The sequence below is a fragment of the Ideonella sp. sgz306126 genome, assembly GCF_056032705.1.
On the sequence record NZ_JBVYWP010000003.1, the window covers coordinates 757,914 to 782,296 of the forward strand.

General features: G+C 64.7%; 22 protein-coding genes. 13 read left to right on the plus strand and 9 right to left on the minus strand.

Annotated features, from left to right (window positions below; all coding sequences use genetic code 11):
- Nucleotides 1-5 precede the first annotated feature (5 nt).
- Genes AC0N04_RS11895 through AC0N04_RS11905 form a run of 3 tightly spaced genes read right to left on the minus strand, consistent with a single transcriptional unit; the run spans nt 6 to nt 2,926 of the window.
- Complete coding sequence (locus tag AC0N04_RS11895; protein ID WP_474281813.1) at nt 6-1,772, minus strand: AAA family ATPase; 1,767 nt, start codon at nt 1,770-1,772, stop codon at nt 6-8.
- The gene (locus AC0N04_RS11900; RefSeq protein WP_474281815.1) at nt 1,769-2,686 is read right to left on the minus strand and encodes a DNA adenine methylase; all 918 of its coding nucleotides are present in this window, start codon (nt 2,684-2,686) and stop codon (nt 1,769-1,771) included. The genes AC0N04_RS11895 and AC0N04_RS11900 overlap by 4 nt, the downstream gene beginning before the upstream one ends.
- Before the next feature lie 33 nt (nt 2,687-2,719).
- Complete coding sequence (locus tag AC0N04_RS11905) at nt 2,720-2,926, minus strand: hypothetical protein (protein WP_474281817.1); 207 nt, start codon at nt 2,924-2,926, stop codon at nt 2,720-2,722.
- A gap of 290 nt (nt 2,927-3,216) precedes the next feature.
- On the opposite strand from AC0N04_RS11905, the gene AC0N04_RS11910 reads away from it, so the two are divergent.
- The 4 genes from AC0N04_RS11910 (at nt 3,217) to AC0N04_RS11925 (ending at nt 6,952) form a co-directional block, all read left to right on the plus strand.
- Nucleotides 3,217-3,420, plus strand: a complete 204-nt coding sequence (locus tag AC0N04_RS11910; protein ID WP_474281819.1) for a type II toxin-antitoxin system CcdA family antitoxin — start codon at nt 3,217-3,219, stop codon at nt 3,418-3,420.
- Nucleotides 3,421-3,812: 392 nt separating this feature from the next.
- Nucleotides 3,813-5,450 (plus strand): DUF5906 domain-containing protein, encoded by a 1,638-nt coding sequence (locus AC0N04_RS11915; protein ID WP_474281821.1) that lies wholly within the window; start codon nt 3,813-3,815, stop codon nt 5,448-5,450.
- Between the two features lie 124 nt (nt 5,451-5,574).
- Nucleotides 5,575-6,048, plus strand: coding sequence for a helix-turn-helix domain-containing protein (locus tag AC0N04_RS11920; protein ID WP_474281823.1), 474 nt, complete (start codon nt 5,575-5,577; stop codon nt 6,046-6,048).
- 148 nt (nt 6,049-6,196) lie between these two features.
- Nucleotides 6,197-6,952 carry an OST-HTH/LOTUS domain-containing protein gene (locus AC0N04_RS11925; protein WP_474281825.1) on the plus strand — a complete coding sequence of 252 codons (756 nt, stop codon included), beginning with the start codon at nt 6,197-6,199 and terminating at the stop codon, nt 6,950-6,952.
- A gap of 67 nt (nt 6,953-7,019) precedes the next feature.
- Here the strand turns inward: AC0N04_RS11925 and AC0N04_RS11930 are convergent, their stop codons facing one another.
- Together AC0N04_RS11930 and AC0N04_RS11935 are read right to left on the minus strand one after the other, a co-directional pair.
- Nucleotides 7,020-8,111 (minus strand): hypothetical protein, encoded by a 1,092-nt coding sequence (locus AC0N04_RS11930; protein ID WP_474281827.1) that lies wholly within the window; start codon nt 8,109-8,111, stop codon nt 7,020-7,022.
- A gap of 176 nt (nt 8,112-8,287) precedes the next feature.
- Nucleotides 8,288-9,814: a hypothetical protein gene (locus AC0N04_RS11935; RefSeq protein WP_474281829.1), complete on the minus strand. Its 1,527-nt coding sequence runs from the start codon at nt 9,812-9,814 to the stop codon at nt 8,288-8,290.
- Between the two features lie 271 nt (nt 9,815-10,085).
- Here AC0N04_RS11935 and AC0N04_RS11940 point away from each other — a divergent pair, with 271 nt between their 5' ends.
- The 4 genes from AC0N04_RS11940 to AC0N04_RS11955 all read left to right on the plus strand — a co-directional run bounded on the left by AC0N04_RS11940 (nt 10,086) and on the right by AC0N04_RS11955 (nt 14,857).
- A complete protein-coding gene (locus AC0N04_RS11940; protein ID WP_474281831.1) occupies nt 10,086-10,241 on the plus strand; it encodes a hypothetical protein in 156 nt (51 codons plus the stop codon).
- 184 nt (nt 10,242-10,425) lie between these two features.
- On the plus strand, nt 10,426-11,691 hold the full coding sequence (locus tag AC0N04_RS11945; RefSeq protein WP_474281834.1) for a hypothetical protein: 1,266 nt from the start codon (nt 10,426-10,428) through the stop codon (nt 11,689-11,691).
- Between the two features lie 953 nt (nt 11,692-12,644).
- On the plus strand, nt 12,645-13,265 hold the full coding sequence (locus AC0N04_RS11950; RefSeq protein ID WP_474281836.1) for a hypothetical protein: 621 nt from the start codon (nt 12,645-12,647) through the stop codon (nt 13,263-13,265).
- A 71-nt stretch (nt 13,266-13,336) separates the two neighbouring features.
- Nucleotides 13,337-14,857, plus strand: a complete 1,521-nt coding sequence (locus tag AC0N04_RS11955) for a hypothetical protein (RefSeq protein ID WP_474281838.1) — start codon at nt 13,337-13,339, stop codon at nt 14,855-14,857.
- Nucleotides 14,858-15,066: 209 nt separating this feature from the next.
- Here the strand turns inward: AC0N04_RS11955 and AC0N04_RS11960 are convergent, their stop codons facing one another.
- Nucleotides 15,067-16,008, minus strand: coding sequence for an inositol monophosphatase family protein (locus AC0N04_RS11960; protein WP_474281840.1), 942 nt, complete (start codon nt 16,006-16,008; stop codon nt 15,067-15,069).
- A 123-nt stretch (nt 16,009-16,131) separates the two neighbouring features.
- On the opposite strand from AC0N04_RS11960, the gene AC0N04_RS11965 reads away from it, so the two are divergent.
- Together AC0N04_RS11965 and cysE are read left to right on the plus strand one after the other, a co-directional pair.
- The gene (locus AC0N04_RS11965) at nt 16,132-16,917 is read left to right on the plus strand and encodes an RNA methyltransferase (protein ID WP_474281842.1); all 786 of its coding nucleotides are present in this window, start codon (nt 16,132-16,134) and stop codon (nt 16,915-16,917) included.
- A gap of 81 nt (nt 16,918-16,998) precedes the next feature.
- The gene (gene cysE / locus AC0N04_RS11970) at nt 16,999-17,778 is read left to right on the plus strand and encodes a serine O-acetyltransferase (protein WP_474281844.1); all 780 of its coding nucleotides are present in this window, start codon (nt 16,999-17,001) and stop codon (nt 17,776-17,778) included.
- A gap of 18 nt (nt 17,779-17,796) precedes the next feature.
- Here the strand turns inward: cysE and AC0N04_RS11975 are convergent, their stop codons facing one another.
- Genes AC0N04_RS11975 through yjgA form a run of 3 tightly spaced genes read right to left on the minus strand, consistent with a single transcriptional unit; the run spans nt 17,797 to nt 20,621 of the window.
- Nucleotides 17,797-19,431 (minus strand): FecR domain-containing protein, encoded by a 1,635-nt coding sequence (locus AC0N04_RS11975; RefSeq protein WP_474281846.1) that lies wholly within the window; start codon nt 19,429-19,431, stop codon nt 17,797-17,799.
- A 9-nt stretch (nt 19,432-19,440) separates the two neighbouring features.
- Nucleotides 19,441-20,031 (minus strand): molybdopterin adenylyltransferase, encoded by a 591-nt coding sequence (gene mog, locus AC0N04_RS11980; protein WP_474281848.1) that lies wholly within the window; start codon nt 20,029-20,031, stop codon nt 19,441-19,443.
- A gap of 5 nt (nt 20,032-20,036) precedes the next feature.
- Nucleotides 20,037-20,621, minus strand: a complete 585-nt coding sequence (gene yjgA, locus AC0N04_RS11985; RefSeq protein ID WP_474281850.1) for a ribosome biogenesis factor YjgA — start codon at nt 20,619-20,621, stop codon at nt 20,037-20,039.
- 124 nt (nt 20,622-20,745) lie between these two features.
- On the opposite strand from yjgA, the gene pmbA reads away from it, so the two are divergent.
- The 3 genes from pmbA (at nt 20,746) to AC0N04_RS12000 (ending at nt 24,308) form a co-directional block, all read left to right on the plus strand.
- Nucleotides 20,746-22,116, plus strand: coding sequence for a metalloprotease PmbA (gene pmbA, locus AC0N04_RS11990; protein ID WP_474281852.1), 1,371 nt, complete (start codon nt 20,746-20,748; stop codon nt 22,114-22,116).
- Between the two features lie 106 nt (nt 22,117-22,222).
- Complete coding sequence (locus AC0N04_RS11995) at nt 22,223-23,350, plus strand: ABC transporter substrate-binding protein (RefSeq protein ID WP_474282065.1); 1,128 nt, start codon at nt 22,223-22,225, stop codon at nt 23,348-23,350.
- Nucleotides 23,351-23,426: 76 nt separating this feature from the next.
- Nucleotides 23,427-24,308, plus strand: a complete 882-nt coding sequence (locus AC0N04_RS12000; RefSeq protein ID WP_474281854.1) for a branched-chain amino acid ABC transporter permease — start codon at nt 23,427-23,429, stop codon at nt 24,306-24,308.
- The last annotated feature ends 75 nt before the right edge of the window (nt 24,309-24,383 follow it).

A 24,383-nucleotide genomic window follows, 5' to 3' on the forward strand; every position in this document is an offset into this window, starting at 1 on the left:
AAAAATCAGCTTCTTGTCAGCGCGACGATTGAGGCCAGTTGCTGCTCGGCTGTCATCACATGGAGCGTCTGCACCATCAACCGCTTCGGTGCTATCGCGGACAGCGAGGCCGGCGCGGTGCGCCAGTAGGCAACAGTTCCAGTTGGAGCTTTTTCGCCGTGTCCGACCTGTTGGCTGTCCGGCACTCCGAGGATGGGTGCGAGAACCTCGTCTTGGTCGACGAACGTCATCCGCAAGGTCGGGACGACCTTCGCATCAATTGCGTGAGCAAGCTGAACCAGCGTGTCTGTCGGGGTCGCCCGCTTTAAACCCCAGACCAAGGCGTGCCCAAGCAGGAAATCTTCGCCAAGGCAGTACTCGATTCGCTCATTGAGCTTTTCCAGGACCTGCACTGCGAGAGAAGACACCTGGTCGACGGTCCACTTGGCTGGGTCCGGCTCGGCGGGGAGTGCACTATGTGCCGCTGCCGGGTCGAGGCCGAGATGCTCCGCCAACGCGTCATAGTCCGGGCGGACTCGAATCACCGTAAACCGCCGGCGCATAGCTGCGTCCAACGGCGCGACCGACCGGTCGGTGCTGTTCATGGCCGCGACAATGTGTACCCCAGCCGGGAGCCGTACTTCCCTCTCGATTTGCTCCTTGTCGTCCGTGGTTACGCGTCGATAGCTCTCCGGGACCGGCATCTGCTGCTGCGGATATGGGCGCTGAATGTGCACACCCAAGTGACCCTGGCCGGAACGCTTGTCCTTGTCGAGTAGGCCCAGCGTGTCGCCGAAGATTGCAGCTGCGGGGCCGCGGTTGAACTCGTCCAAGATGAGCAGCGCTCGCCGGTCAGTCGTGCCGACCCAGTGACTCAGACAGAGGAGGGGACCTGCTTTGGCCTCCAGTTCGATTGCGCCGTTGGCCGACTTTGGGAAGAGCCCGGCCACGAAGTTTTCGTACGAGTACGAAGGGTGGAAGACAAGCGATTCGCTCCGAGCGTCAGCGCCAGCTGTTCCCCAGTTGCCGGGCCAGGAGTCAGGGTCGAAAGTCGGGGTGTCTTTGGAGGCACGCTTCGAGTAGATGTTGCGGAGGTCTTCCAGCGCAACGCTTTTACCCGTCCCAGGTGGCCCTACGAGAAGTACGTTGGGGTCACGTGACAACGCGTCCAGGATTTCTTTCACCAGCTTCTTGGCTCGTACTTCGGGTGCCGGCATGATGTCTCCGCTCCAGTCGACAAAGCCGGTGCCGGCTGTGCCTAGTTTCGCAATCTCGTCGCGTATCTTTTTCGGGACCAGGGCGAGCGCGCGGTCCTCAAACCCTGTTGGAGGGTTCTCGAAGTACACGCGCAGATGCAGGCGACGACCTTCGCCCGCCAGCTTCACGGCCAACAGCCAGGGCTTGAGGTTCGCGCCTTCGATGGCAGCAAGCTGCGCGTCTGCGTCCTTTTCGTCGCGCTTTGAGGTATCACCTGGAAGGCTTGCAGTCGGGTCAGAACCGACAGTTCCTAGTTTCCAAGGCCGCGGTGGGTTGTCTGTTTCCCATTTGAGGTGGTACCGGTCAACCGACCACGCGAAGTGCCCATGTTGGCTTCCACCTGGCCATGCATACTCGACCTCGACGCGGTCAGAGCCGCTGCCCAAGACTGGCTTGAGTCGCGCCGAAACGGTCTCGGGTATTTGGATGTAGTCCTTGGTGTAAGTCGTGCTGCTGCGCAAGCGACCGTACAACGCTTTGAAGTTGGACTGGTTGTAGCGCGCGAAGAGCACGGCCTGGACGAGTTTTCCGCTCATCGGCGAGGCCCTCCGATGACTACGACCTCCGGTGAGTCCTTGGGCTGGACGTGGCGCTTGTTTTGAGCCGAAACCGAGCGTCTCGTCGTAAAGGGCATGACCGTGCCATGCGAGAAGATTTCTCGAATGTGCTCGTTGTCTCGGTTGGACACCATCCAGTGCACGCCCCGCTTGGTCAGGTGCTTGCACAGGTCGGCAAGCTCCTCGAGGTCGTGCTTTCGGAAGCGCTTTCCGTTGTAACCCGCAAACTTGCTTGTGTCGGAGACCGGAAGGTACGGGGGGTCGAAGTAGATGAAGTCCCCCTGCTGCGCGTCCTTGGCCGCGTCGCGGAAGTCCAACTCACGAATTTCGACGTCTTCGAGCACTAGGCTCACATTGGCCAAGACGTCGGGGTCGATGCCCCTGAACTGTCGAGCCCCCCATGGAACATTGAAGACCCCCCACCTGTTCTCCCGCCACAGACCGTTCCACGCGGTCTGGTTCAGGTAGAAGAACCGGGCGGCGCGCTCCAGGTGATGGTCTGGGGACTCGGCGCGCACAACGTAATACTCGTCTTCGCCCTGCCTCTGTTGGTAAGGCTTAAGGTGCTCGTAGAACGCCTTGGGCTCCGTCTGGATGACGCACCACAGGTTGACCAGTTCAGTGTTCAGGTCCGCCAAAAAGCAGGTTTGAGCACGATGGCGAAGAGCAAAGAACATGGCGCCCGAGCCGATGAACGGCTCGTGGTAGTTCCGGAACTTCTCGGGCACGAACGGCAGTAGGGCGCCCAGCAGTCGAGTCTTGCCGCCCGCCCATCTGAGGAACGGCTTTGCCTGGAGCTCTGGCTCCAATAGTGCGGCTTCGTCGAACGGAAGCGATGCTTGCTCGGTTGCGCGAGCTGTGCGCTTTAGGGTCTGTACGTCGGGTTCGCTCATTTTGGTTTTCTTTGCGCGCGGGGCTGAGCCGGCTTAGTTCGTTGTCGAGGCAGCTTGCTTTGCCACTTCCGTTGTACCGGAGGCCGCCAGCGTGAGGTCTTTCACCTGGCAGTAGTCCTCGATGAGCACCTCAAGCATGTTGGACAGCGTTCGCCGCTCGTGAGCCGCGGCAAGGCGCAGTAACTCCTTGACCCTCGGCGACATGCGCAGGTTTACGACTTCGGTCTTCCGCTCAGACATCTGGTTCGCCTACCGATTGTCTTTACAATGGGTAGACTTTACCCCACTTCTGGGCGAACGCAATCGTCGCAGCCTTCTGGCTCACCAGATGAGCTAACCGTTGCAACCGTGGCGATGGGCCCGGTACTCCCGCCGGTGCTGCGCAGCGCCGACCGCATGTCTGGCTTGGGGGAGTTTTGCGCCGAGGTCATTCGGGCAGGTGCCCGACGCCACGTTTGCTCGAACGGACTGTGCCGGCCTCGGGCAGCGCGTGCAACCATGCAAAACTAGGCGACCAAAGGACGGCAGGAATGACCAAGAACATCGACACAGCCGAACGTGAGCCAAACAAGCTGCCTAGCGAAAGCGCCAGGGCATCAGCTCCTCGCGTCGTGCCCACGTCCGAGCAGGAGAACGCGGCACATTGGCTGAGCGAGAACGGCGCGGCGCTGGAAAGCTCGAACGAGTTCGTCGCGGCTCACGGACTGCCGCTTTCGAAACACCGCCAGTTCTAGCCGCTACCGGCCCTGAGCCCGTGCTCAGCGGGACGGTCTGAGTGGCAACCGAGGCGAACATTTGCCAACCGACCTGCCCGGAAGTCGGCACCTTCCTAGGAAGGCGAGAAGCGGCTTTGGTGACCGCGACCACAGGCCTCCGGACGGACTGGCTGGCCTATTTCTCTTATTTCCACTATTTCAGCCGACCCTTGGTAGGGCTGGCCCGTCCAAGGTCGCAGTTGTCCTCTGGCGAGGCTGCGGGGAGAGCCTGAAGGGTCCTGCTACTTCCAGCATTTCCTCTGTTTCCTGCTGCCTTCGACCACCCCTTCCAACTTTCGGCGCGAAGAAGGATTCAGCTCGCCGCGATAGTGTCGATAACGGCAGGCTGAGGCTGTCGGGAAGGAGACCGCATGAAGTCGCGCAGGGTACCCATTCACCACGCGCTGGGACCGCAGGAGCACTTCACGGTTGTGGAGCACCAGCGAGGCATTGACGGTCCTTTCGTCTACACGGTGACGGTCACGCACCCAGACGGAGGGCCGCTGTTCCCCCCTCTGGAGGTCGAGAACCCCCGCGAGGCGGCCGATATCGCTATGGCTACCGCGCAGGCTATCGTTCGCACCCGCGGCGTGGCGTTCGGGTACAACAACCAGCCCTACCTCTGGCGCGGCAACCGCTGGGTGAACTCCGACAGGTGGCTCAAGGCGTTGTCGCTGTCAGTGAATGTGCTGCTGCGCACCGGCCGGCACGTGAACCGACAGTCTCACTCCGTCTACAACTTTGTATACGACATGTGGGCGGCAAAGTGCGAGCGGCCCATGGATTTGAGGCCGTTTGGCCGATGCGAGGGGATACCGGTAGAGGACTGTGTCATCGTCATCGACGCGGCTGGCCAGCCGAACTTCGTTCCACATTCGCCAGACCACGAAAACCTGCACGTTCTGCCGGTCCAGTCGCACGAGGTTTCGCACGAGTACCTGGAGATGCAGATGGGACAGCGTGACGAGTCGCTGCTGTTCCGCTTCCTTGAGTCCTCACTGACCGAGGACCAGCGCGTGACGCTGCGGCGGTGGTTCGGGCTTCACCTTGTGGTGCACCGGGTCGGAAACCCCGAAAAGCTTCTGTACATGTTCGGGCCTGGTGGTAATGGCAAAGGCGTCGTGACCGGCCTGCTCCGCGCGCTCATCACCTCGGATGCCGTGGCGACGCTGAGGTTGAAGGACCTGCTCGTATCGTCCAATCTTGAACTGCTCATCGGCAAGCTCTCGATGATTGGCACGGAGAACAAACCCGAGACCGACAACAACATTCTCAAGACGCTCACGAGCTGGGAGCCGATTACGGTGAACCCCAAGTACCGCGACCCATTTGAGGTAAGAGCTCAGTGCTTGATTACACAGGCGTCCAACCCTGCTCCGCACTTCGACGACGACTCCGACGCGATGGTCAGGCGGGTCATTGCACTGGACATGCAGTTTCAGCCGGGTGCCGACCGCATCGTCGGCATAGCGGACAAGGTTGCGCTGCTGGAGTACCCACTGCTGGTAGCCTGGGCGCTACAGGGCGCCGCTGAAGTCGTCGCAGACGGGACCATCACCGTGCCCCCGGCCATCGTGGAGTCTTCCGCCCGGGTTGTACGGCCTGTGCGTGCCATCGACAGGTTCATGGGCCAGCTCGAGTTCGGCCCCTGGGAGGTTGCTGAAGATGAGCTCTACCAGGCCTATTGCATCACCTGTACCAAGCAGCGCCTGACGCTTCGGCCGCGAGGCGAGTTCGTTGACGAACTCAGAACAAGGTTGACCCGAGAGGGCAAGGTGTTCGAGCGTCGGGAGAAGGCGGTGGGCTACAACCCCGCCGTGGCAATCAACGACCGAGGTGAGCGTGGGCTTTTGGTGCCTCAGTTGCACGGCGTGAAGTCAGTGACCATCTATCTAGGCCTACGCATCGCCGAAGGGCCCTATGGCGGACCCATCGGGCAGCCAATCCCAGCCACACGACGGGGCCTGCCAAGCTTCGAGGCCGTCGTCGAAGAGCCTGCTGCCCCCTGAGCTATCGGGAGGCGCGAGGGGCCTTCATCAGGGCGTGCGCAGCAAGCGGCCGTACGTTCGCGCGGTCAGCTTGCCATATGCTTGAGGTCCGTTCAAACACCCGCAGACCGGCACCACCAAAGCAATGCCAAACCTTGCATCAGTTTTGAAGGCCGAGGTCGCCCGGCTCGCCCGCAAAGAGCTGCGCGATGCTACCGATGGCCTGAAGAAGTCAGTCGCAGCCCAGCGCACCGAAATCGCCGCGCTCAAGCGGCGGGTGCAGGACCTTGAAAAGCAGCTCAAGGCGCAGACGCGTGCCGCAGCAAAAGGGCGCCCCGCGACGTACCCGGGGGCTCAGGCAGATGCCGCTGAAGGTGGGGACGCCGCCGCTGGCAAACTTCGCTTCCGCGCTGCAGGCATGGCCAGCAATCGGAAGAGGCTTGGGTTATCTGCCGAAGACTTCGGCCTTCTGGTCGGCGCCACGGGCCAAAGCATCTACGCTTGGGAGGGCGGAAAGGCGAAACCGCGAACCAAGAACCTAGTCGCTATCGCGGCCCTGCGAGGACTCGGAAGGCGCGAGGTGAACGCTCGGCTCGCCGCCCTGAAGCAATTGTCATAGCCTCGTACTAGCTATGAGCGACTCCACTGACCCAGAGGGCGAGAGCTCGCAGGGGTCCGCTGCCGCAGCCGAAGTAGTTGAAGGGCAGCGGCATGTCCAGCGGCTCCTCGGTCGGTGCCTGCTACGTATCCAGCAGTACGAGCGCTTGATGAAGACCATCTTGGCCCATCACGAGCTGGCGGGACCTGTAGATACGCTGGAAGCCCAGCGGGCGTCTCGTCTCGAAAAGTTTTCCGACAAGAGCTTGGGAACGCTGGTTAAGGCGCTGTTCGAGACGTACGTCGTCAAGGAAGGTTTCGAACGCGAGCTGCTGCCGGAAGACAAGACGCCCGCCGACAGAGTGTCGATGGCATTCACGTCGCGGCTCTCGATGACAGCAGAGCGTTGGGAGCTGACGAAAACGGCCGTCGAGGACCTGGTCGATATGCGGAACGGCCTTGTCCACCACTTCATCGAACAGTTTGACGTTTGGACCACTGATGGATGTGCGCACGCGGCTGCGCATCTGGATGAGTGCTACGACCGAATAGACCGACATCTGGCAGAGCTGTCGCGTTGGGCCAAAGGAATGGATAACGCTCGAACGATGGCCGCGCAGTTCGCGCAGTCGCAGGTATTCGTCGACTTGCTCGTCAATGGAGTTGCGCCGGATGGCAGCTTCGAGTGGCAATACACAGGCATCGTGCGTGCCTTGCGGGATGCTGCTCAGGCTCTGCAACAGGGTGGTTGGGCGTGTCTTGACCAGGCACGGGCCTGGATTAGGGAGCGCCACCCTGAGCAGACGCCTGAGAAGTATGGTTGCAAGAGCTTCGCGCAGGTGCTCAACGATTCAAGGCTCTTTCGCATCGAGTACCGAGCACTGGAAGAGAGCGGGCGAAGGGGAGCTTGGTACCGAAGTAGATAGCGGGCCCGTTTTGCAAACAGCCCACGCGGTATCCACAAGTTTGATGCCCTACCCGACATGCTGACGTTTACCAGTCGAGAACCACCGAAACGGGTTTGTGGTCGCTAGGTCGATTGTCTCGAGCGGCGTCAGGGTCGCCGACAACGCCCATCTGCCAAGCGGCCTCCTCAACCTGACAACTCCCTGGTTTGATTCGATAGGCGCCCAGGCCGCTCCAGATTGCTGGTGACACAACCATGTGGTCTATGAGCTCGCCTACGATTTGGCCGTCTTGCAGGGGGTCGGCAAAGCGCGTCGTACTGGATGACGAGAGAACCGCAGGCTCCATCGCGTGTTTGAAGTAGGTGTTCGGGTCAAGGAACGAGCCGACCAGTTCGTCGAGGATGCTCTTGACGAGGAACTCGTTCTCCATCAGGTCCTTAAAGGGTCCATCGTTGAAGTCCCCTACGACCATTACGCTCGCCTGCTCGGGGCCGACGGCTACGATTGAAGTCAAAACCTCCCGAAGGCGTGCGACTTCGGCTGACAGCTTCTGTCGACTGTCCAGGGCGTCTAGCACCGGCTCTGGGTTGGCAGCGCGGTCTTCCCACTGCTTCTTGGTCTTCAGCAGCGAGAACTTTGACTTGGTGTGCAGGCCACCGAGGATGAGGTCCTCGCCCTGCGTCAGCTTCGCCCGAAGCAAAAGGGGGTAGCGCGCAAAACTGTGCTGCTTGCGGTCGCCTGGCGCAATCTTTCCCCAGGGGTAGTACGGAACGTTTCGCCAGAGACTTTGCGGTGTCGCGCCGTCAGGCAGCCAGGGCTCGACTTGGTTCGATAGGTCGTTTCGAACAAGGGCATGCACCGCCTGGTCAGCTCGGTTCGACCGATGCACGACGTACGCACCGCCCAGAAACATCTTCACGAACAGTTCCATCTGCTCGAGCAGCGGTGGGCCTTCCTCGACGAAGAGAACGTCGGGGTCGACGGCCTGAATGCCCGACGCGATACGCTGGCACAAGCCGTGAACATCAGTGATGGGGCTGAGCTTGATGCCGCCCGCATTCTTGCCGGGGAACGACGATGGGATTTTCTGGTCGGCAAGCCAGTCGGCATCCTTGCGGGCGCCAAAGAATGACGTCATCCACTCGAGGTTGTACGTGCATACTTTGAGTTGAGTCACGGTGCTTCCTCCTAGCCGCGGTGGCGCGGCATCCTGCGGGTTTGTCTTGGCAACAGTCAGCTTAGCTGGAAATTCTGTCGCCATGTATCGCTTGGACGCTCCCCGACAACTCCGCAACCGGCTACTCGCCGCATCGTCAGTTACCTGGCTCGTAGCGCCGCGGAGCGCCGACAGCGCTACTTCCGCTTCCGGTTCTCTCGCTTCGATTTCTGCTGCATTTTCTGCCTACGCTTTGCCGCCTTGCGTGCATCGTTCTGGCGTTCCTGGGCTACCCTCGTCTCGCCCGTCATCAAGCGCTGCATGGGGCTTGACTGAGACGCTTGAGGGTACTCATCCTGGCGATAGCGCCACCGCTCGATTCGGTCTTCTTTCCAGAGGCCAAGGTCCTTGCGTATCTCCTCGAGCTCCGCGAGTTCTTCGTGGGACCATGTCTGTTTAATGAGGACGAAGAGGTCTTCAGACCCGCCGCGGTAGTCCTTGTGCGGGTTGTCGAACGCAATCCCTACGAAGGTCGTGCCAGACTCGGACTGCAGCTTGGCCGTACGCACATACGCATGCAAGACGGCCATCCTGCACTGGCGATAGTCGTCGTAGTCCCGTTCCCCTCGCATCGGCATGACCAGGAACACAAACACCGTTTCGCCCGGCACCTGTCCATCGACGACCCGGCCGAGGCGCATGCCTGGTTCCACCCGGCGAAGCGCGCCAACGAGGCTCTCAGCTAGCTGCCGGCGCCGGAAGCGCGACTCCGCGGCCAGCAGACGCAGGCCCTGTTCGGTCTCGGCCGCTGATTGGTCGACCAGCCTCTCGTGGAGGCTTGGGTCTCCATACGTGAGGAACCGGTCTATCAGCGCATCCCACTCGTAGCTGATGCGGTCTGCGTCCTTCTTTCGAAGGTAGCCGGGGTCGCGGTACAGCCCTTCAAAGTGGGAGCCATCCAACATGACCAGGTCGGGCAGCTGAGCATCGGTCCCAACATCGAAAAAGACATGCCGAGAGCCTGTGCGGTCCATCGTACACAGGTAGGCGGCGAGCAGTTCCTCCTCTCCGGGTGCAATCACCTGGCTGCCTTGCCTCCCAAGCAGTTCCTCCCGTGCCTTGAGGAAGTCGAGTAGGTCGACAGCGGTGTCGAGCTCGTTCATGACGAGTTCGATGCTCACCTCGTCAAAGACGTGAACGAAGGACTTCTGGGGCTCGGGCCTGCCGAGCACGAAGGGGGACTTCAGGTGGACGCCGCCCTCAAGTGCGCTGTTCACTCCAAACGAGCCAAGCCCTTCACCGCCTTGGTGGGCGATGGCAGCCTCACGGCTTCCTCGCGTGACTGCAACCAGGTGAAAGCGTAAGGCTGGGCCCGTCGGCACGGCGATAGGCAGTTTTCGGGTGCACTTTGAATCAAGGAACGCGCGCTCGGGGAAGCGGGACAGCCACGACCTGGCGCCGTGAAGCTGTTTGCAGGAGTCCGAGACGGCTCGCTTGAACCATCGTGGCCAAGCAACTTCGAGTTCCCGGTCAGCCTGAAACTTGATGTGCTTGTCGGAGAAGATGACGACGTCATCCCCGAAGATGACGAGCGCGTCGCACAACTCCTTGGTCGCACCCTTGCCGTCCTTGAAGCCCTCGTCGGTGTAGACGTTCGTCTGCGACCAGAGCCGAAGGAAGGAGCGCTGGCACAGCTTGGTCAGGATGCGCTCGGACTCGTTCACCCCCTCGGACGACGTTAGGTCAAACAACGGCTGAGGGCTGCTGGCAGAGGCGGCGCTATCTGGCATTCCCGAAGTATCTCGCGTGGCAACCAAGGACCCCTTGATGCTCGGTTAGCTTCACTGTCTAGTCGCAACTCAAGAAGTGCTACTCGCCGTTCGCGAAAGGCGTAGATGCAGGGGCTAAAACCGTTCGCTTCACTCACATCAACAACTTAGTTTGCAAGCTATGTTCAGCTTCCGAGACCCGCAGCGCCAAACCGACAACAGATACATGCGCAAACCCTACGACGCGCCGCCCCGGCCAACCTACTGGCGTCGCCTGACTTGGCGGCTCATTGCGGGGCTTAGCGTGCTGGTGCTTGCGGGCTGCATCGTGCTCAGCGGCATCATGCACATCTTGAGCTGGTGGGAATGGTCGCTGTTCTGAGCCGACCAAGCGAGTCGCCATCTACTCAATGCCGCAGCGGCGCCAGCCGACCGGGGGCGGGCGAGCCCTTCAGCGTTCGGCCTGCAGCTTAGGGTCTATGCCTCGTAGAGGTTCTCCCCTAAGCTCTCCCCGGGCGGCATCTACTGCACGTGGTCGCGTGCAGGTTGCGACCTTGGGGGTTCGGATGAAGTATTCCGTCGTCTCGGCGTCTCTGCTCCTCTTGATGACTTGCGCTCAGGCGCAAAGGCCGATTGACCCGGTGGCGGGGTATCTCGACCAAGCAGAACGCGGAGCTCTCAACGTCTTGAACGAGGCCGGCGCCCAGGGGAAGGGCATCGCCATGACCGCCGCCCAGGGCGTGCTGTCGGCCATCGCGCTGTTCCGGCAGGAATACTCCGACTCGCTCAAGGAGACGGTCAGTGCGCTGGGAGGCGAGCGCTACCGGTTGTTCCAAGACATTCGAACGACGACCGATGCGCTGAACGACACCGCAACCAACGCGACGGAGGCCATCGAGCGCACCAGCGGCGCCCTCGCGATGACGGTCTCGAACCTGCCGTTCACCAAGGACATTCCGCGCGTCACTAGGGTCTATCCGCTCTTCAGCGTGGCGACCGACCCGAAGCGAGAGTTTGCGGTCAAAGGGCTGTCGCTCACCAACGCCCCGCCGACCCTCAGGCATGGCAAGGCGGTGACGTCGCCGGTAACCGCTTTCGACACGGAGCTCCGATTCGCGGTTCCTCCGCACGACCCGGTAACCGACCGGCCGGTGGTAGTGCCATCGACGGTCCAAGTCTTCGAGCGGAAGACGAAATGGGTGTTCTTCGACGACTTCGTACCGAAGACTTACCCGGTGCAGCTGGTCGTCTATCCGAAGGTCATCGGACCTGCGACGCTCACTCCTCGTTTGCGCACCACCCGCGTGGAGACGGTGGCCAAGGTCACACCGCGGCGTTGCGAATCGCCCCGCGGTGAGGGCATCGAGAGAGTGGCCGTGTCCGTGACGCCGACGCCTGGATACCTCATCGACGTGAGCAGCGTTGACTGGCGGCAGGAGTTTGCGAGCAATGGCGTCTGGCTGCTCGAAAGCACCACCCCGACCGGCATCACCGCCAGGCTGGTGTGTACTGGAACTGGCAAGAACTGGGTCGACGCAGGAAGCATGGGCTCCATCAGCGGCAGGCTGCATTACACCGAATCGCGGTCGGTCCCGGACTTGGTGACGGGGCCAGCGGTGACGTTCGACCTCAGCTGGGGGGAGTCACGTGTCGATTCCTGGCCTGAAAATACGGAGACCGTCATTTTCCAGTTGAACCCGTTTCGGACAGGGCGCATGGAGTCGATTGAAGGCTCGGCCAGGGGTCGCTTTGCGGTGGTTGAATACAACCCGCAAGCCAAGACAACGCGCGTGACTGCACGGCCCATCGAGCTGGTGATGCGCGAGCCTTAGAAATGCTCCTGCAGGCAACACCCCTGACTTAGACCCTCACCAACAGACTTGCTTCCTCGGGGCGCGGAAGCGTTCTATGTCGAACTCGGGGACCGCTCGGCCCGTAGGCACGGCCAACTTGGCGCTGTGGGCAGGCAAAGCTGGTCACGTGGGGAGGGTAAGCAAGTTTCGACAGCGAGGCCCGTGGCTGATATGGGCCTGGTTCGCCCGCGCTGCCGCAGCGCCACATTCTCACGCTTGCCCCGGTGGTGCAATAGCTGCAGCATCGTCGGGCTAGTAGCCGAGTGTCCTTTGCGTACCACCACAAACTCGGCTCTGCGAGGTCGACCTTCTGGCGAAACGAGCGCTTGACTGGCCAAGTCTGGGCGGACGGCGTCGTCAATACCGCAGGGGTTTGGGGCAGACATAAAACGACTCTCTACACCAAGCATCTGCAAGATTCGGCCCGAACCATCACGTTTGGAGCCTAAGCACTGCAGACGACTTCGGCGGAACTGCGGCAGCCTGTGTTGCGCGGCCGCGTCGGCGCGGCCATGCGGTTCTTGCTCTCGATGTATGCGCTTCCGTCTGGAGTCAGGTTAGAGAGTGAGTTTCCCCGGGTCTGCCGCACGGCGGAGCCGGGGTCTTTTTGCGTCGCACGGACAGTTTTCAGAGGCAGGTCACGGCGCGCTTGGGATTGGCCCGAAGCCGGTGCCGAATGTGTCAGGCCTTTGCCGTTAGGACGCGGCGTTGCCCTTGGGCAGCCTCCTGAGCACAGGTGGTCTTGTCCCTCGGCTATGTACCTGTTCTATAACGCTGCGCCTCGTCTTCGTGCCAGGTCGCCGAAGTGCGTGGGCAAGTTGAGCTGACGCTTGGCGACGTAGAAGGCGCTGTAGTCGGGGATGCGCAGCGGGTCTGCTTAAGAAGCGGCGCGCCCTGCCGATACTGGCGAAATACTCGCACTCAGCTTGAACATGACTGCTACCGTCGTCGCCTTTCGGCCGAACTTCGCTTCGGCCAAGAAACCCCGCAAACAGCCCGGTGTCCTCACCTTGAAGGCACTTCCCGGGGCCGGAAAGTCTTTGGACTTCGAGAGCGGGCACTTCATGGGCACGCTGACGGTTGGCGAACACGTTGTGAAGGCCGATGACGGGCATCTCCTGGGCTTGGCCGCCTTCGTCATGGGGGCGAGCTCGGTGAAAGTCCACATGCCCAGCTTCAAAGAGGACGAGCCGCTTCGTCTGCGTTCAAACGCCCACTTTCACAGCGTGAAGGTGGAGACGCTCAGCTACGACAAGGCCGGCCGCAAGCGTCACGAAGCCTGGTTCATCAAGCGCTTCGGTAGTGGCTTCTACATGGGCTCGAACGGTGCGCGTTCCCAACTGGGGCTGATTGAACAATGGGAAAAGAAATCGTTGCCCAAGGTGCTCGCCCTGGTCCCTGCCGAAGCTCAGCTCTTCACCCGATTTGCCCGTGCCGCGGCCTATGACGACGAGGGGCACCCACTGTCCGCCGGCGCCATTGCCCGCGAGGCGCATGACAAGAAGGTGATGGACGCCTTCAGGGCGGCGGCAGAAGCCCCATCCGAGCCTTGAGTCGACTGGTGCCGCGTTGTTCGAGCTGAGGAACCGCATGGTCCTGTGGCCACCGGTCAGGCTGACGCGACATGAGCACCGCGCCGCGGAGTACCGCGGAGGTCGTCAGCTTGGCCGATGTGCTGGCTCGCCGCAATACAGCAAGGAACGCTCCTGTCGACGAGGCTCAGCCCACTACACACCAGTTCGGCTTGGGGCTCTACGCGGACCCGTGGAAGTTCTCCCTGGCTGACGTCTGCTTCGACGCGGATACCGAAAAGGTGTGCTTTGAAAGCAAAGCCATCTATGACCACCTGGTCTCCGTGTTTGCACGCTGGGGCCTGAACCTGGCCGAATTCACCGACAGCTTCGAGGACATGTTGGCGGCCCACCAGGTCCTCAACCTTGACTTCTCCAGTCATCTGCGAAGCTTGCCCCCGGAGCTGGCGAGCATTCGGCTCACCTCCGAGAGCATGATTTCCAGGCGGGAGCGTGAGCAGGTCGAAGCCTGCGGCCCCTACATGGCGGATTATCTGGCGGCAGTCAAATCGGGCGACGCCAAGAAGGTGAAGGCGCTGATGCCCAAGTCGGGCATCCAAAACCACCTGCGCGCTGCGCGGGAGTTCGTGCATGCCAAGGCGGCAGCAGCTGAAGCACCTCGCCTTCACCGAGGCGACGCACGACAGAACCCTGTTCTCGGGCCTATGCTGTCGACGCCCATCAAGTCAGCCCGCAATGGCGAGACCTTCGCGCAGTTTCTGGCCGAGTTCCTTGAGCTCGGCATCTGGCATGAACAGATGTTGACTTCACGCCTCAGCGACAAACCCGACAAGCTGTCCGATGCCGAACAAGCAAAAAGCCAACGCTGGTACCAGTTTCGGGAAAGTCCGGCTTACAAGCAGCTGCTCGATTGGGGACTACAACCGGTCACGCGCTGCCCCCGGCTTGATGAGGCGGCTGTCCTCGTCGCCACTGACCGTTTTGTCGACTCCCTCGACGGCTCGCAGCTTCGGGATACCTGGCGAGCCGCACTGGGCCCCTTTGTCGGGTTCGACCAGGACTTCCGCCTCATTCTCGAGAAGGGCTTGGCTTGGTGGCGCCTGGACCACAAGCACAGCGAGAAGTGGGCTGGAAACCCGTGTAGCGCCCCTCTGGGAGCCGCCGCAGCCCGTCCTGAGCGCTTCGGTGCCTCGGCCAAGCCCGTGGATGCCAAGCCAAGGGTGACGCTTCACTCAGCCAAGAGGGGTGTGCGCCTGAAGCTTCACGTCGCGGGGAAGGTCGTCGAGAGCACCGACGCCTTCGAGCTCGGAGCGGCCGCGGCCCTCTGTGGACTTTCCACCGTGACAACTGACTTCGAGATGACGCCCTATGAGCTGCTGGTCCTCAAGTGCCGCAAGCAGTTGGGCGTCGGCTCAGACCTCATGAAGGCGCTGAGAACCCGCGCAGCACCCGAATACCTTCCGCTGCTTCAGTTCCATGAAGGGCTGTTCGCTGCCTCGAACCCCGACAAGGCGCGCTCCGGCGGTGACTTCCCGGGCTGGTTCAACAAGACCTACCTGCCGCGCATCCTGAAGATTGTTCCCAAGGAGCTACTGAAGCGCACGGCCTTCTGAACGGAGCGCCTCCGCATTCTCCTTCGGCTGGGCTCCTGTCTGTGAGCTGTAGCTAGAGCGTAGCCAAGACCTGTAACATCGCGCTAAGTCCTTGTCATGCAAGGCTTAGAAAACACTGGGACATCATGGGCGTGTGCCCATGAAAGTCCTCGCCCGCCGCGGGCGCGATCGTGGCCTGACTCACCGCCGCTGTCGCCTGGCCGACCGGGTCACTTCGCCGCGTCGTCGGCCGCGGCCTTGCGCAGGCGGATCGGCTTGCGCGCGGCGGGTGCTGCAGCGAGCGCTGCGGCCACCGCGTCCGCGGCGTCGGCGGGGGTGCCGGCGGCCGGCATCTCTTCGTCCGAGATCACGCGGGTGAACGGCGTCAGCAACTGCACCAGCTGGCCATAGACCTTGGGCGAACCGGCCACCACTTCGCGCTGGTGGAGGAAGTCCGCCTCGCCGGTGAAATTGCCGATCAGGCCACCGGCCTCGGTGACGATCAGCGAGCCGGCGGCGACATCCCAGGGCTGCAGCCCGGTCTCGAAGAAGCCGTCGTAGTAGCCCGCCGCCACGTAGCACAGGTCCAGCGCGGCCGAGCCGGGGCGGCGCACGCCGGCGCAGTGCGGCAGCACCGCCTCGAACATCTTCAGGTAGCGCTGGATGTTGTCGCCCTTGCGGAACGGAAAGCCGGTGCCGATCAGCGCGTCGGCCAGCCGCGTGCGCTTGGACACGCGCAGGCGCTTGTCGTTCAGGTACGCGCCACGCCCCTTGGAGGCGATGAACAAGTCGTTGCGGGTGGGGTCGTAGACGACCGCCTGCTCGATCTTGCCGCGGAAGGCCAGCGCGATCGACACGCAGTAGACCGGGAAGCCATGGATGAAGTTGGTGGTGCCGTCGAGCGGATCGATGATCCAGACGAAGTCGCTGTGCTTGGCGCCGTGGGTCCGCCCGGATTCTTCCGCCAGGATGCCGTGGCCCGGGTAGGCGGTGAGCAAGGTGTCGATGATCGCCTGCTCGGCCGCCTGGTCGACCTCGGTGACGAAATCGTTCGGTGCCTTGGTGTTGACCTTCAGCGTGTCCACGTCCAGCGACGCCCGGTTGATGATCGCCCCCGCGTTGCGGGCCGCCTTGACGGCGATGTTGAGCATGGGGTGGAGCGCTTGCGACATGGAACAACCTGCGGGAGGGGCCGCGGCGTGCGGCGGGGTGGGCGATCTGGCGGCGGACAAAGAGCGGCCGGGGCGACAATGGTGCCCCGTGACAAGCCGCGAATTCTAGCGCCGGACCGCCTCGTGACGCCTGACAGCTCCGCATCTCCCGCCGCCGTGCCGGCGTCGCCGCACGACCCCACCCGCTTCGTGCTGATCGCCACCAGCCATCCGGGCAACGTCGGCGCCGTCGCGCGGGCGATGAAGGTGATGGGCTTCACCGACCTGGTGCTGGTGGCGCCGCGCCACGCCGATGTGCTGCAGCGCGAAGAAACGCGGGCGATGGCCAGCGGCGCCGACGATGTGCTGCGCCAGGCACGTGTGGTGGCCAGCCTGCCGGAGGCTTTGGACGGCGTCACCTGGGCCTGCGCCACCGCGATGACGCCGCGCGATTTCGGGCCACCGACCGTGGCGCCGCGGCCGCACCTGGCCGCGCTGGCCGGGCAGGGCCATCGCCTGGCGTTCGTGTTCGGCAGCGAACGCTTCGGCATGGCCAACGAGGACGTGTACCGCTGCCACGCCTGCCTGTCGATACCGACCCAGCCCGACTTCGGCTCGCTCAACCTCGCCCAGGCGGCCCAGGTGCTGGCCTACGAGTGGCGACAGGCGCAAGGCGGCTTTGCCGTCGTGCCGCGCACCGCCGAGACGGCCTGGGCCGATGGTGCGTCGATCCAGGGCTTGCTGTCCCATTGGCAGCAGGCGCTGGTCCAGATCGGCTTTCTCGACCCGGCCGCTCCGAAGAAGCTGCTGCCGCGCCTGAACCAACTGGCCAACCGCGCGCTGCTGACGACGGAGGAGGTGCACATCCTGCGCGGCATCGCGCGCGCCATCCAGAACCCCCGCCCCGCGGGCGATCGGGGCCGTCGCTGAGCGCCGAGCAGCCTGCGTCGCCGCGGGCTACACTGGCCCGACACCGATCTGCCACCCACCGTCCACTGCATCGCTGCCGCCATGTTTTCCCGATTGCGCGACGACATCGCCTGCATCCTCGAGCGCGACCCGGCCGCGCGCACCGCCTGGGAGGTGCTGACCTGCTACCCGGGGCTGCACGCCCTGGTCCTGCACCGGCGCGCGCATTGGTGCTGGACCCACGGGTTGAAATGGGCTGGACGGTTCATCTCGCACCTCAGCCGCCTGCTCACCGGCATCGAGATCCACCCCGGGGCGACGATAGGCCGCCGCGTCTTCATCGACCACGGCATGGGCGTGGTCATCGGTGAAATGGCCGAGATCGGCGAGGGCTGCACCATCTACCAAGGCGTGACCCTCGGCGGAACCTCGCTGGTCAAGGGCGCCAAACGCCACCCGACGCTGGAGGCGGGCGTGATCGTCGGCGCCCATGCGGCCGTGCTGGGGGGCTTCACGGTGGGCGCGGGGGCCCGCGTCGGCTCCGGCGCGGTGGTGACCAAGCCGGTCCCGGCCGGTGCCACGGCAGTGGGCAACCCGGCCCGCATCATCCAGGCCGAGGCCGACGCGGCGCGCGAGACCGCAGCGGCGCGGATGGGTTTTTCGGCCTACGGCCTGACCGCCGGCGACGACCCGGTGGCCCAGGCGATGAAGGGGCTGATCGACAACGCGTCCTCGCACGAACACCAGATCGCGCTGCTGTGGCAGGCGATCGAGAAACTGTCGGAGCGGGCGCGCGAACTGCCGGGGCCGGACTGCGTGCCGCAGGACGCGCAGACCACCGAGCAGTTTGACGCCGAGCGCTTGAACCGCCTGGTCAAATAAGGGCTTGCCGCGCGCGGTTCAAAGGCCGAAGGCCAACGGCAGCAGCAGCCACAGGAAGTGCCAGTCGCGCGGGAGGTCGATCACCAGCGTGCTGCTCCAGGGCGTGACGAAGCCGTCCGATTCCACCGACCGATAGCGGAAGTAGGCCTTGCCGACGATCGGAGGCCGGGGCAGGGTCCAGCTGGCCGCCGCGAGATCGGCCTGCGCGATCGGCTGTTGAAAGGCCGGGTCGCGGGCCAGTTCCACCTGCTGCCGTTCCTGCGGCTCCGCGCTCCAGCGCACCTCCAGGCTCTTGCCGTCGGCGCTCAGACCGCCGGTCGGCGGGCTGGGCAGGGGCCGCAGCACGAAGCGCTGCGGGTCGCCCCAGGGGCCGCGGTCGCCGCCGGCCCGCACGCTGGCCAGGCGCCAGTGGTAAACGCCCTCGTCCGGCAGGGTGAGCGCGCTGCCATGGCTCCGGACCTGGTCGTCCTCGTGAACGATCTGGGTGAACGCCGCGTCGCGCGCCACCTGCAACACGTCGTGGTCGGCCTCGATGTTGTCGGCCCAGGACAGGCGCACGGTGCCCACCGGCAGCTTGGCGCGGGCGGCCGGCGTCATCGGTGCCGGCGGCTCGGGCCGCGCCTTGAGCACCACCGAGCGTTCGGCGTCGTAGCCCTCGATGCCGTCGGCGGCGATGCGGCGCACCCGCAGGTGCCAGGTCCCGTCCGGCAGGCCGGCAATGCGGGCCTCGGTGCCGGGAGCGACGCGTTCATCGCGCACCAGGTGTTCGAAGGCCGCATCGGAGGCCACCTGGACCCGCAGCGGCAAGGTCTCGCCCGGCAGCGCGAAGCGCAGCAGCGGCCGCTCGAAGCGGGTCGGCAGCGCGGACAGGTCGGGTGCGGCCGCCAGAGGCACGGCCTGCGGCGTCTGGCCGGCCCGGACTTCGGCGCCGAATCCCGCGGGGACGTCGACACCGCCGCCGGCATCGGCGTCGGCGCGCACCTTGCCCTCCAGGGTTTCGGTGCCGGAGGTGGCGTCCGCGGCATGGACCCGGTATTGGGTCCCGCGCACGCCGATCACGGCGGTCGGGGTGGTCACCTCCAGCGGCTTGGCGCGCAAGACCTTGGTCGCCAGCACTTCGATCGAGCCGCGCACCAGACGCATCGTGGTGGCAAACACGCCGTCGTCGCCGGCCGCCGCGTCGGCGGGATGCAGGGAGAAGCGCCGGTTCTCGATCAACGCGCTATCGCTCAGCGGTGCCAGCGTGACCTTGGAGCCGTCGCCCAGTTGCAGCAGGGCCGAACTGGATTCGGCGGTGCTCATGCGCTGTCCTGGCGCCAGCATGTCGCCGGCCTGGGCCGGCCGGTCGTCAATGCGGACCTGGCCATCGACGCTCAGCACGCGCGCCGGCACCTGGGCCGAGCGCAGCAGGTGCAGCGGTACCTGCAGCCGTTGCCCGGGGTAGATCAGGTTCGGATTCGGCAGGCGGTTCAGCCGGGCCACCTCTGGCCAGGCGGCCGGGGCCACCAGCAGGGTGCGGCCGAGGCCGATCAAGGTGTCGCGCGGCGACACGGTGTAGGTCAGGGCCGCTTCGGCGGACCAGCCGGGCGCCGCCGCGGCGCAGGCCGCCAGCGTCAGGACGAGAGTGCGCAGGCGGTGGGGCATCAGGGACATGGGCAGCGATCAACTTCGGGCGGGCCGTTGCGCGGATTTGGGACGGAAGGCGGCGCAGATCGCCGGGTCGGTGTCGAGGTAAGGGCCACTCAGCAGGTCGATGCAGTAAGGCACGGCGGTGAAAATGCCGGGTGCCGGCGGCATGGCCTCGGGCAGCCCCTGTAACGTTTCGGCAATGGACTTCGGTTGACCGGGCAGGTTGATGATCAGGGCTTTGCCGCGAATCACGGCCACCTGGCGTGACAAGATGGCGGTCGGGACGAAGCGCAGGCTGATCGCCCGCATCTGCTCGCCAAAGCCCGGCATCAGCTTGGTGGCCACCGCCAGCGTGGCCTCGGGGGTGACGTCGCGCGGCGCCGGGCCGGTGCCGCCGGTGGTCAGCACCAAGTCGCAGGCAGCCTCGTCGACGAGCTCGCGCAAGGCGGCGCTGATCGTGTCGAGGTCGTCCGGTACCAACCGGGTTTCCCACTTCAGCGGATTGCGCAGCGCGCGGGTCAACCAGTCCTGCAGCGCGGGAATACCCTTGTCTTCGTAGATGCCGGCGCTGGCGCGGTCGCTGATCGAGACGAGGCCGATGCGGACGGGGTCGAAAGCAGTCATGGCGGTCATTCGGAGGATTCGGTGTCGAGAGGGGCCGGCCGCGCCGCTTCGGCAAGCGCGGCCTTGATTAGCTGGAACAGGTCGCGATAGCTGCGCGCGTGGCGGGCCTCGCCGGTCGGCAGGGCGCTCGGGTCGTTCTTGCGCGCGGAGCGGACCAGGCTGCGCAGTTGTTGCGCGTCGGTGGCGGGATGGGCGTTGACCCAGCGGGTGATCGCATCGTCCGACGCCAGCAGTTCCTCGCGCCAGCGTTCGGCCTCGTGCAAGGCCAGCGTCTCTTTGGCGCTGCCGAGGCGGAAGGCGGCCACGGCTTCGCGGATCGGCGCCTCGTCGGTCTGGCGCATCAGCTTGCCGATGAATTGCATCTGGCGCCGCCGGCCCTCGTGGGACCGGGTGCGGCGGTATTCGGCCAGCGCGTCGAGCAGCGCCTCCGGCAGGTCGAGCGCCTGACAGCGCGAGGCCGGCAATTCGCACAAGGCCTCGCCGAGGGACTGCAGATCGTGCATCTGGCGCTTGAGCGCCGATTTGCTGGGGCGGTTGGCTTCGCCGGCGTCGGGCGCGGCGTCTTCGATGGGCGGGGGCGCGCGGCGCATGGAGGGCGGAGGGGCAAGGCTCTCAGGTGGCAATGGCTATGATTGTCCCGCAATTCACCAGCCGCGAGCAGTCCCGCCCACCCCGGGCGCCGCCTGCCGACCGCGGCCCGACCACGAGCATTCGATGATCTCCTCCTCCGACCAGGGCTTTGCCTATTCCCGCGAACAGTTCCAGCAGATCGTCGACGACGTGCTGGCGATGGCCCAGTCCTTGGGCACCAGCGATGCCGGCGTCGAGGTGTCCGAGGGCAGTGGCCTGAGCGTGTCGGTGCGCAAGGGCGAGGTCGAGAATGTCGAGCGCAATCGCGACAAGTCGGTCGGCGTGTCGGTCTATCTCGGCCAGCGGCGCGGCAATGCCAGCAGTTCCGATTTCTCGCGCCATGCGCTGGAGCAGACGGTCAGGGCGGCCTACGACATCGCGCGTTTCACGGCGGAAGATCCGGCCGCGGGCTTGCCCGACGAAGCCGATCTGGTCAGCCCGGAAGAGGCTGCGATGGACCTCGACCTGTTCCACCCCTGGGCCCTGGACGCGGACGCGGCCGCCGAGCTGGCGCGGCGTGCCGAGGATGCCGCGCTGACAGTGGATCGCCGCATCACCAATTCCGAGGGCGGCTCGGTGTCGGCCCAGCAGTCGCATTTCTGGGCCGGCAACAGCCGCGGTTTTCGGGGCGGCTACGCCAGCTCCCGGCATTCGCTGTCGGTGGCGCCGATCGCCGGCAAGGGCCGCGACATGCAGCGCGACTACTGGTACACGTCGATGCGCAATGCCCTTGACCTGGCATCGCCGGAATCGGTCGGGCGCTATGCGGCCGAGCGTGCGCTGTCGCGCCTGAAGTCGCGCAAGATCGCGACCTGCGAGGTGCCGGTGCTGTTCGAGTCCACGGTCGCGGCCGGGCTGCTGGGGGCCTACGTGCAAGGCACCAGCGGGGGCGCGCTCTACCGCAAGGCCAGTTTTCTGCAGGACACGCTGGGCCAGCAGGTCTGGGCCGGCCACATCGACGTGATCGAGGAGCCGCATCTGCGCGGAGGCAAGGGCAGCGCCCCGTTCGACGACGAGGGCGTGCGCACCCGCGCGCGCAGCGTGGTGCGCGCCGGCGTGGTGCAGGGCTATTTCCTGTCGAGCTATTCGGCGCGCAAGCTGGGGCTGGCGACCACAGGTCACGCCGGCGGCTCGCAGAACCTGCGCCTGACGAGCCGGCTGACCCAGCCCGGCGACCACCTGGAGCAGATGCTGCGCAAGCTGGGCCGCGGCCTGTTCGTCACCGAGCTGATGGGCCAGGGCGTCAACTACGTCACCGGCGACTATTCGCGCGGCGCCGCGGGCTACTGGGTCGAGGACGGCCGTATCGCCTACCCGGTGCACGAGATCACGATCGCCGGCCACCTGCGCGACATGCTGCGCGATGTCGTGGCCGTCGGCGCGGACGCCTTCAACATGGGGGCCAAGACGACCGGCTCGATCCTGCTTGACCACATGAAGGTGGCCGGGAACTGAGGTCGTCGGTGTCGGCCGGGGTGCCGGCCGACCGGGCTATCATGCGCGCTTCGCTCTTCGCCAACAGGAGACTCCCTTGAAGTTCCCGTCCCATTCTTCCAAGACCCTGATTGCCACCGCATTGCTCAGCCTGGGTCTGGCGGCCCAGGCCGCCGAGGTCAAGATCGGCGTCGCCGAAGCCCTTTCCGGCGGCGCCGCCCAATACGGTCAGAGCATCCGCAACGGCTTCCAGTTGGCGACCGACGAGATCAATGCGGCCGGTGGTGTCAACGGCAACACGCTGGCGCTGACGATCGAAGACGAGCAGGGCAAGAAGGAAGAGGCGATCAACGCCTTCAAGAAGCTGATCTTCCAGGACCGCGTGCTAATGGTCTTCGGCCCGACGCTGTCGAATTCGGCGCAGGCCGCCGACCCGATCGCGCAGGCCTCGGGAACCGTGGTGTTCGGCACCTCGAACACCGCTGACGGCATCACCTCGATCGGCGACCACGTGTTTCGCAACTCGGTGACCGAAGCCGACGTGCTGCCGGTGACGATCGCCGAGGCCGTCAAGATCAACCACATCAAGAAGGTCGCCGTGCTCTACGGCAACGACGATGTGTTCACCAAGAGCGGCTACGACAACTTCAAGAAGGCGCTGGAGGCCCAGCACATTCCGGTCACGACGACCGAGACCTTCGCCAAGGGCGACGTGGACTTCAAGGCCCAGCTCACCAAGATCAAGGCCACCAACCCGGATGCGATCGTGCTGTCGGCCCTGCTGGCCGAGGGCGCGCCGATCATGGTCCAGGCCCGCCAGCTCGGCTTGAACCTGCCGATCATCGGCGGCAACGGCATGAACTCGGTCAAGGTCTTCGACCTGGCCAAGGGGGCGTCGGATGGCCTGTGGGTCGGCAGCCCCTGGTCGATCGAGAACCAGGCCAAGGAAAACGCCAGCTTCGTGGTGGCCTACACCAAGAAGTTCAAGACGGCGCCGGACCAGTTCGCCGCCCAGGCCTACGACGCGATGCACATCGCGGCCGCCGCGCTCAAGAAGGTGCACCTCAGCGGCGACCTGAACCGCGATCGCGCCGCCATGCAAGCGGCGCTGCCGGGCATCAAGTGGGTCGGCGCCACCGGTCCGTTCGCGTTCCGCCGGGCCACCGACAAGGCCGGCAAGCCGGCCGGTTACGACGCCAACCAGACGGCGATCGTCAGCGTGACCCACAACGGTCGCTTCGCGATCCAGAAGTAAGCCGCGCGCCGGCTCGCTGACGGCCCGCGGCAGCGTTGTCGCGGGCCGTCGTCTTTGACCTCTGCCAGTCCTTCCCGTGCTCGAACAGCAACTTTTCAACGCCTTGTCGCTGGGCAGCGTCTACGCCTTGTTCGCGCTCGGCTTCACGCTGGTGTTCGGCGTGCTGGGTGTGATCAACCTGTCGCACGGCTCGGTCTTCATGGTCGGCGCCTATGCGGCGCTCGAGGCCATCACCCGGCTGCACCTGCCGCTGGGCGCCGCGCTGGCGTTCGCCTTCGTGTTCTCTGGCCTGCTGGGGCTGGTGATCGATGCGCTGGTGCTGCGCCCGCTGCGCGCCCGCGACGCGCCGCACCTGATTCCGATGATCGCCACGATCGGCCTGGGCATCGCGCTCAACAGCCTGGTGCAAGGCTTGTTCGGGGCCGAGAACCAGCGCTTCCCGGCCGAGGTGCTGCCGCAGGCCAGCCTGAACCTGGGCGGGCTGGACGTGACCGTGCTGGAGCTCGGCATCATCGGGCTGTCGTTCGGCTTGATGGCGGTGCTGCTGCTGGTGTTGCGCAAGACGCAGCTCGGCCGGGCGCTGCGGGCGATCGCCGAATCGCCGCGTGCCGCCGCGCTGCTGGGCATCAATGTCGGCGGCCTGTTCATGCTGACCTCGTTCGCCGCCGCCGGCCTGGGCGGCGTGGCCGGTGTGCTGATCGGCCTGTACTCGAATGCGCTGTTCCCGATGATGGGTCAGCCCATCATGCACAAGGGCATCGCCGTGATCATCCTGGGCGGCATGGGCGACATCCGCGGCGCGATGCTGGCGGGCATGTTCCTGGGCTTCGCCGAGGTGCTGTCGGTGGCCTACATCGGCTCGACGATGCGTGACGCGGTGGCCTTCGGCCTGCTGTTCGCGGTGCTGCTGGTGCGCCCCAAGGGCCTGTTCGGCACCGTCAACGAGCGCAAGGTCTGATCGATGGTCACCACGCTCGCTTTGTTCGCTGCCCCCGGGAGGGCTCCCGTCCTGTGGGGGCAGCCCGGCAGGGGC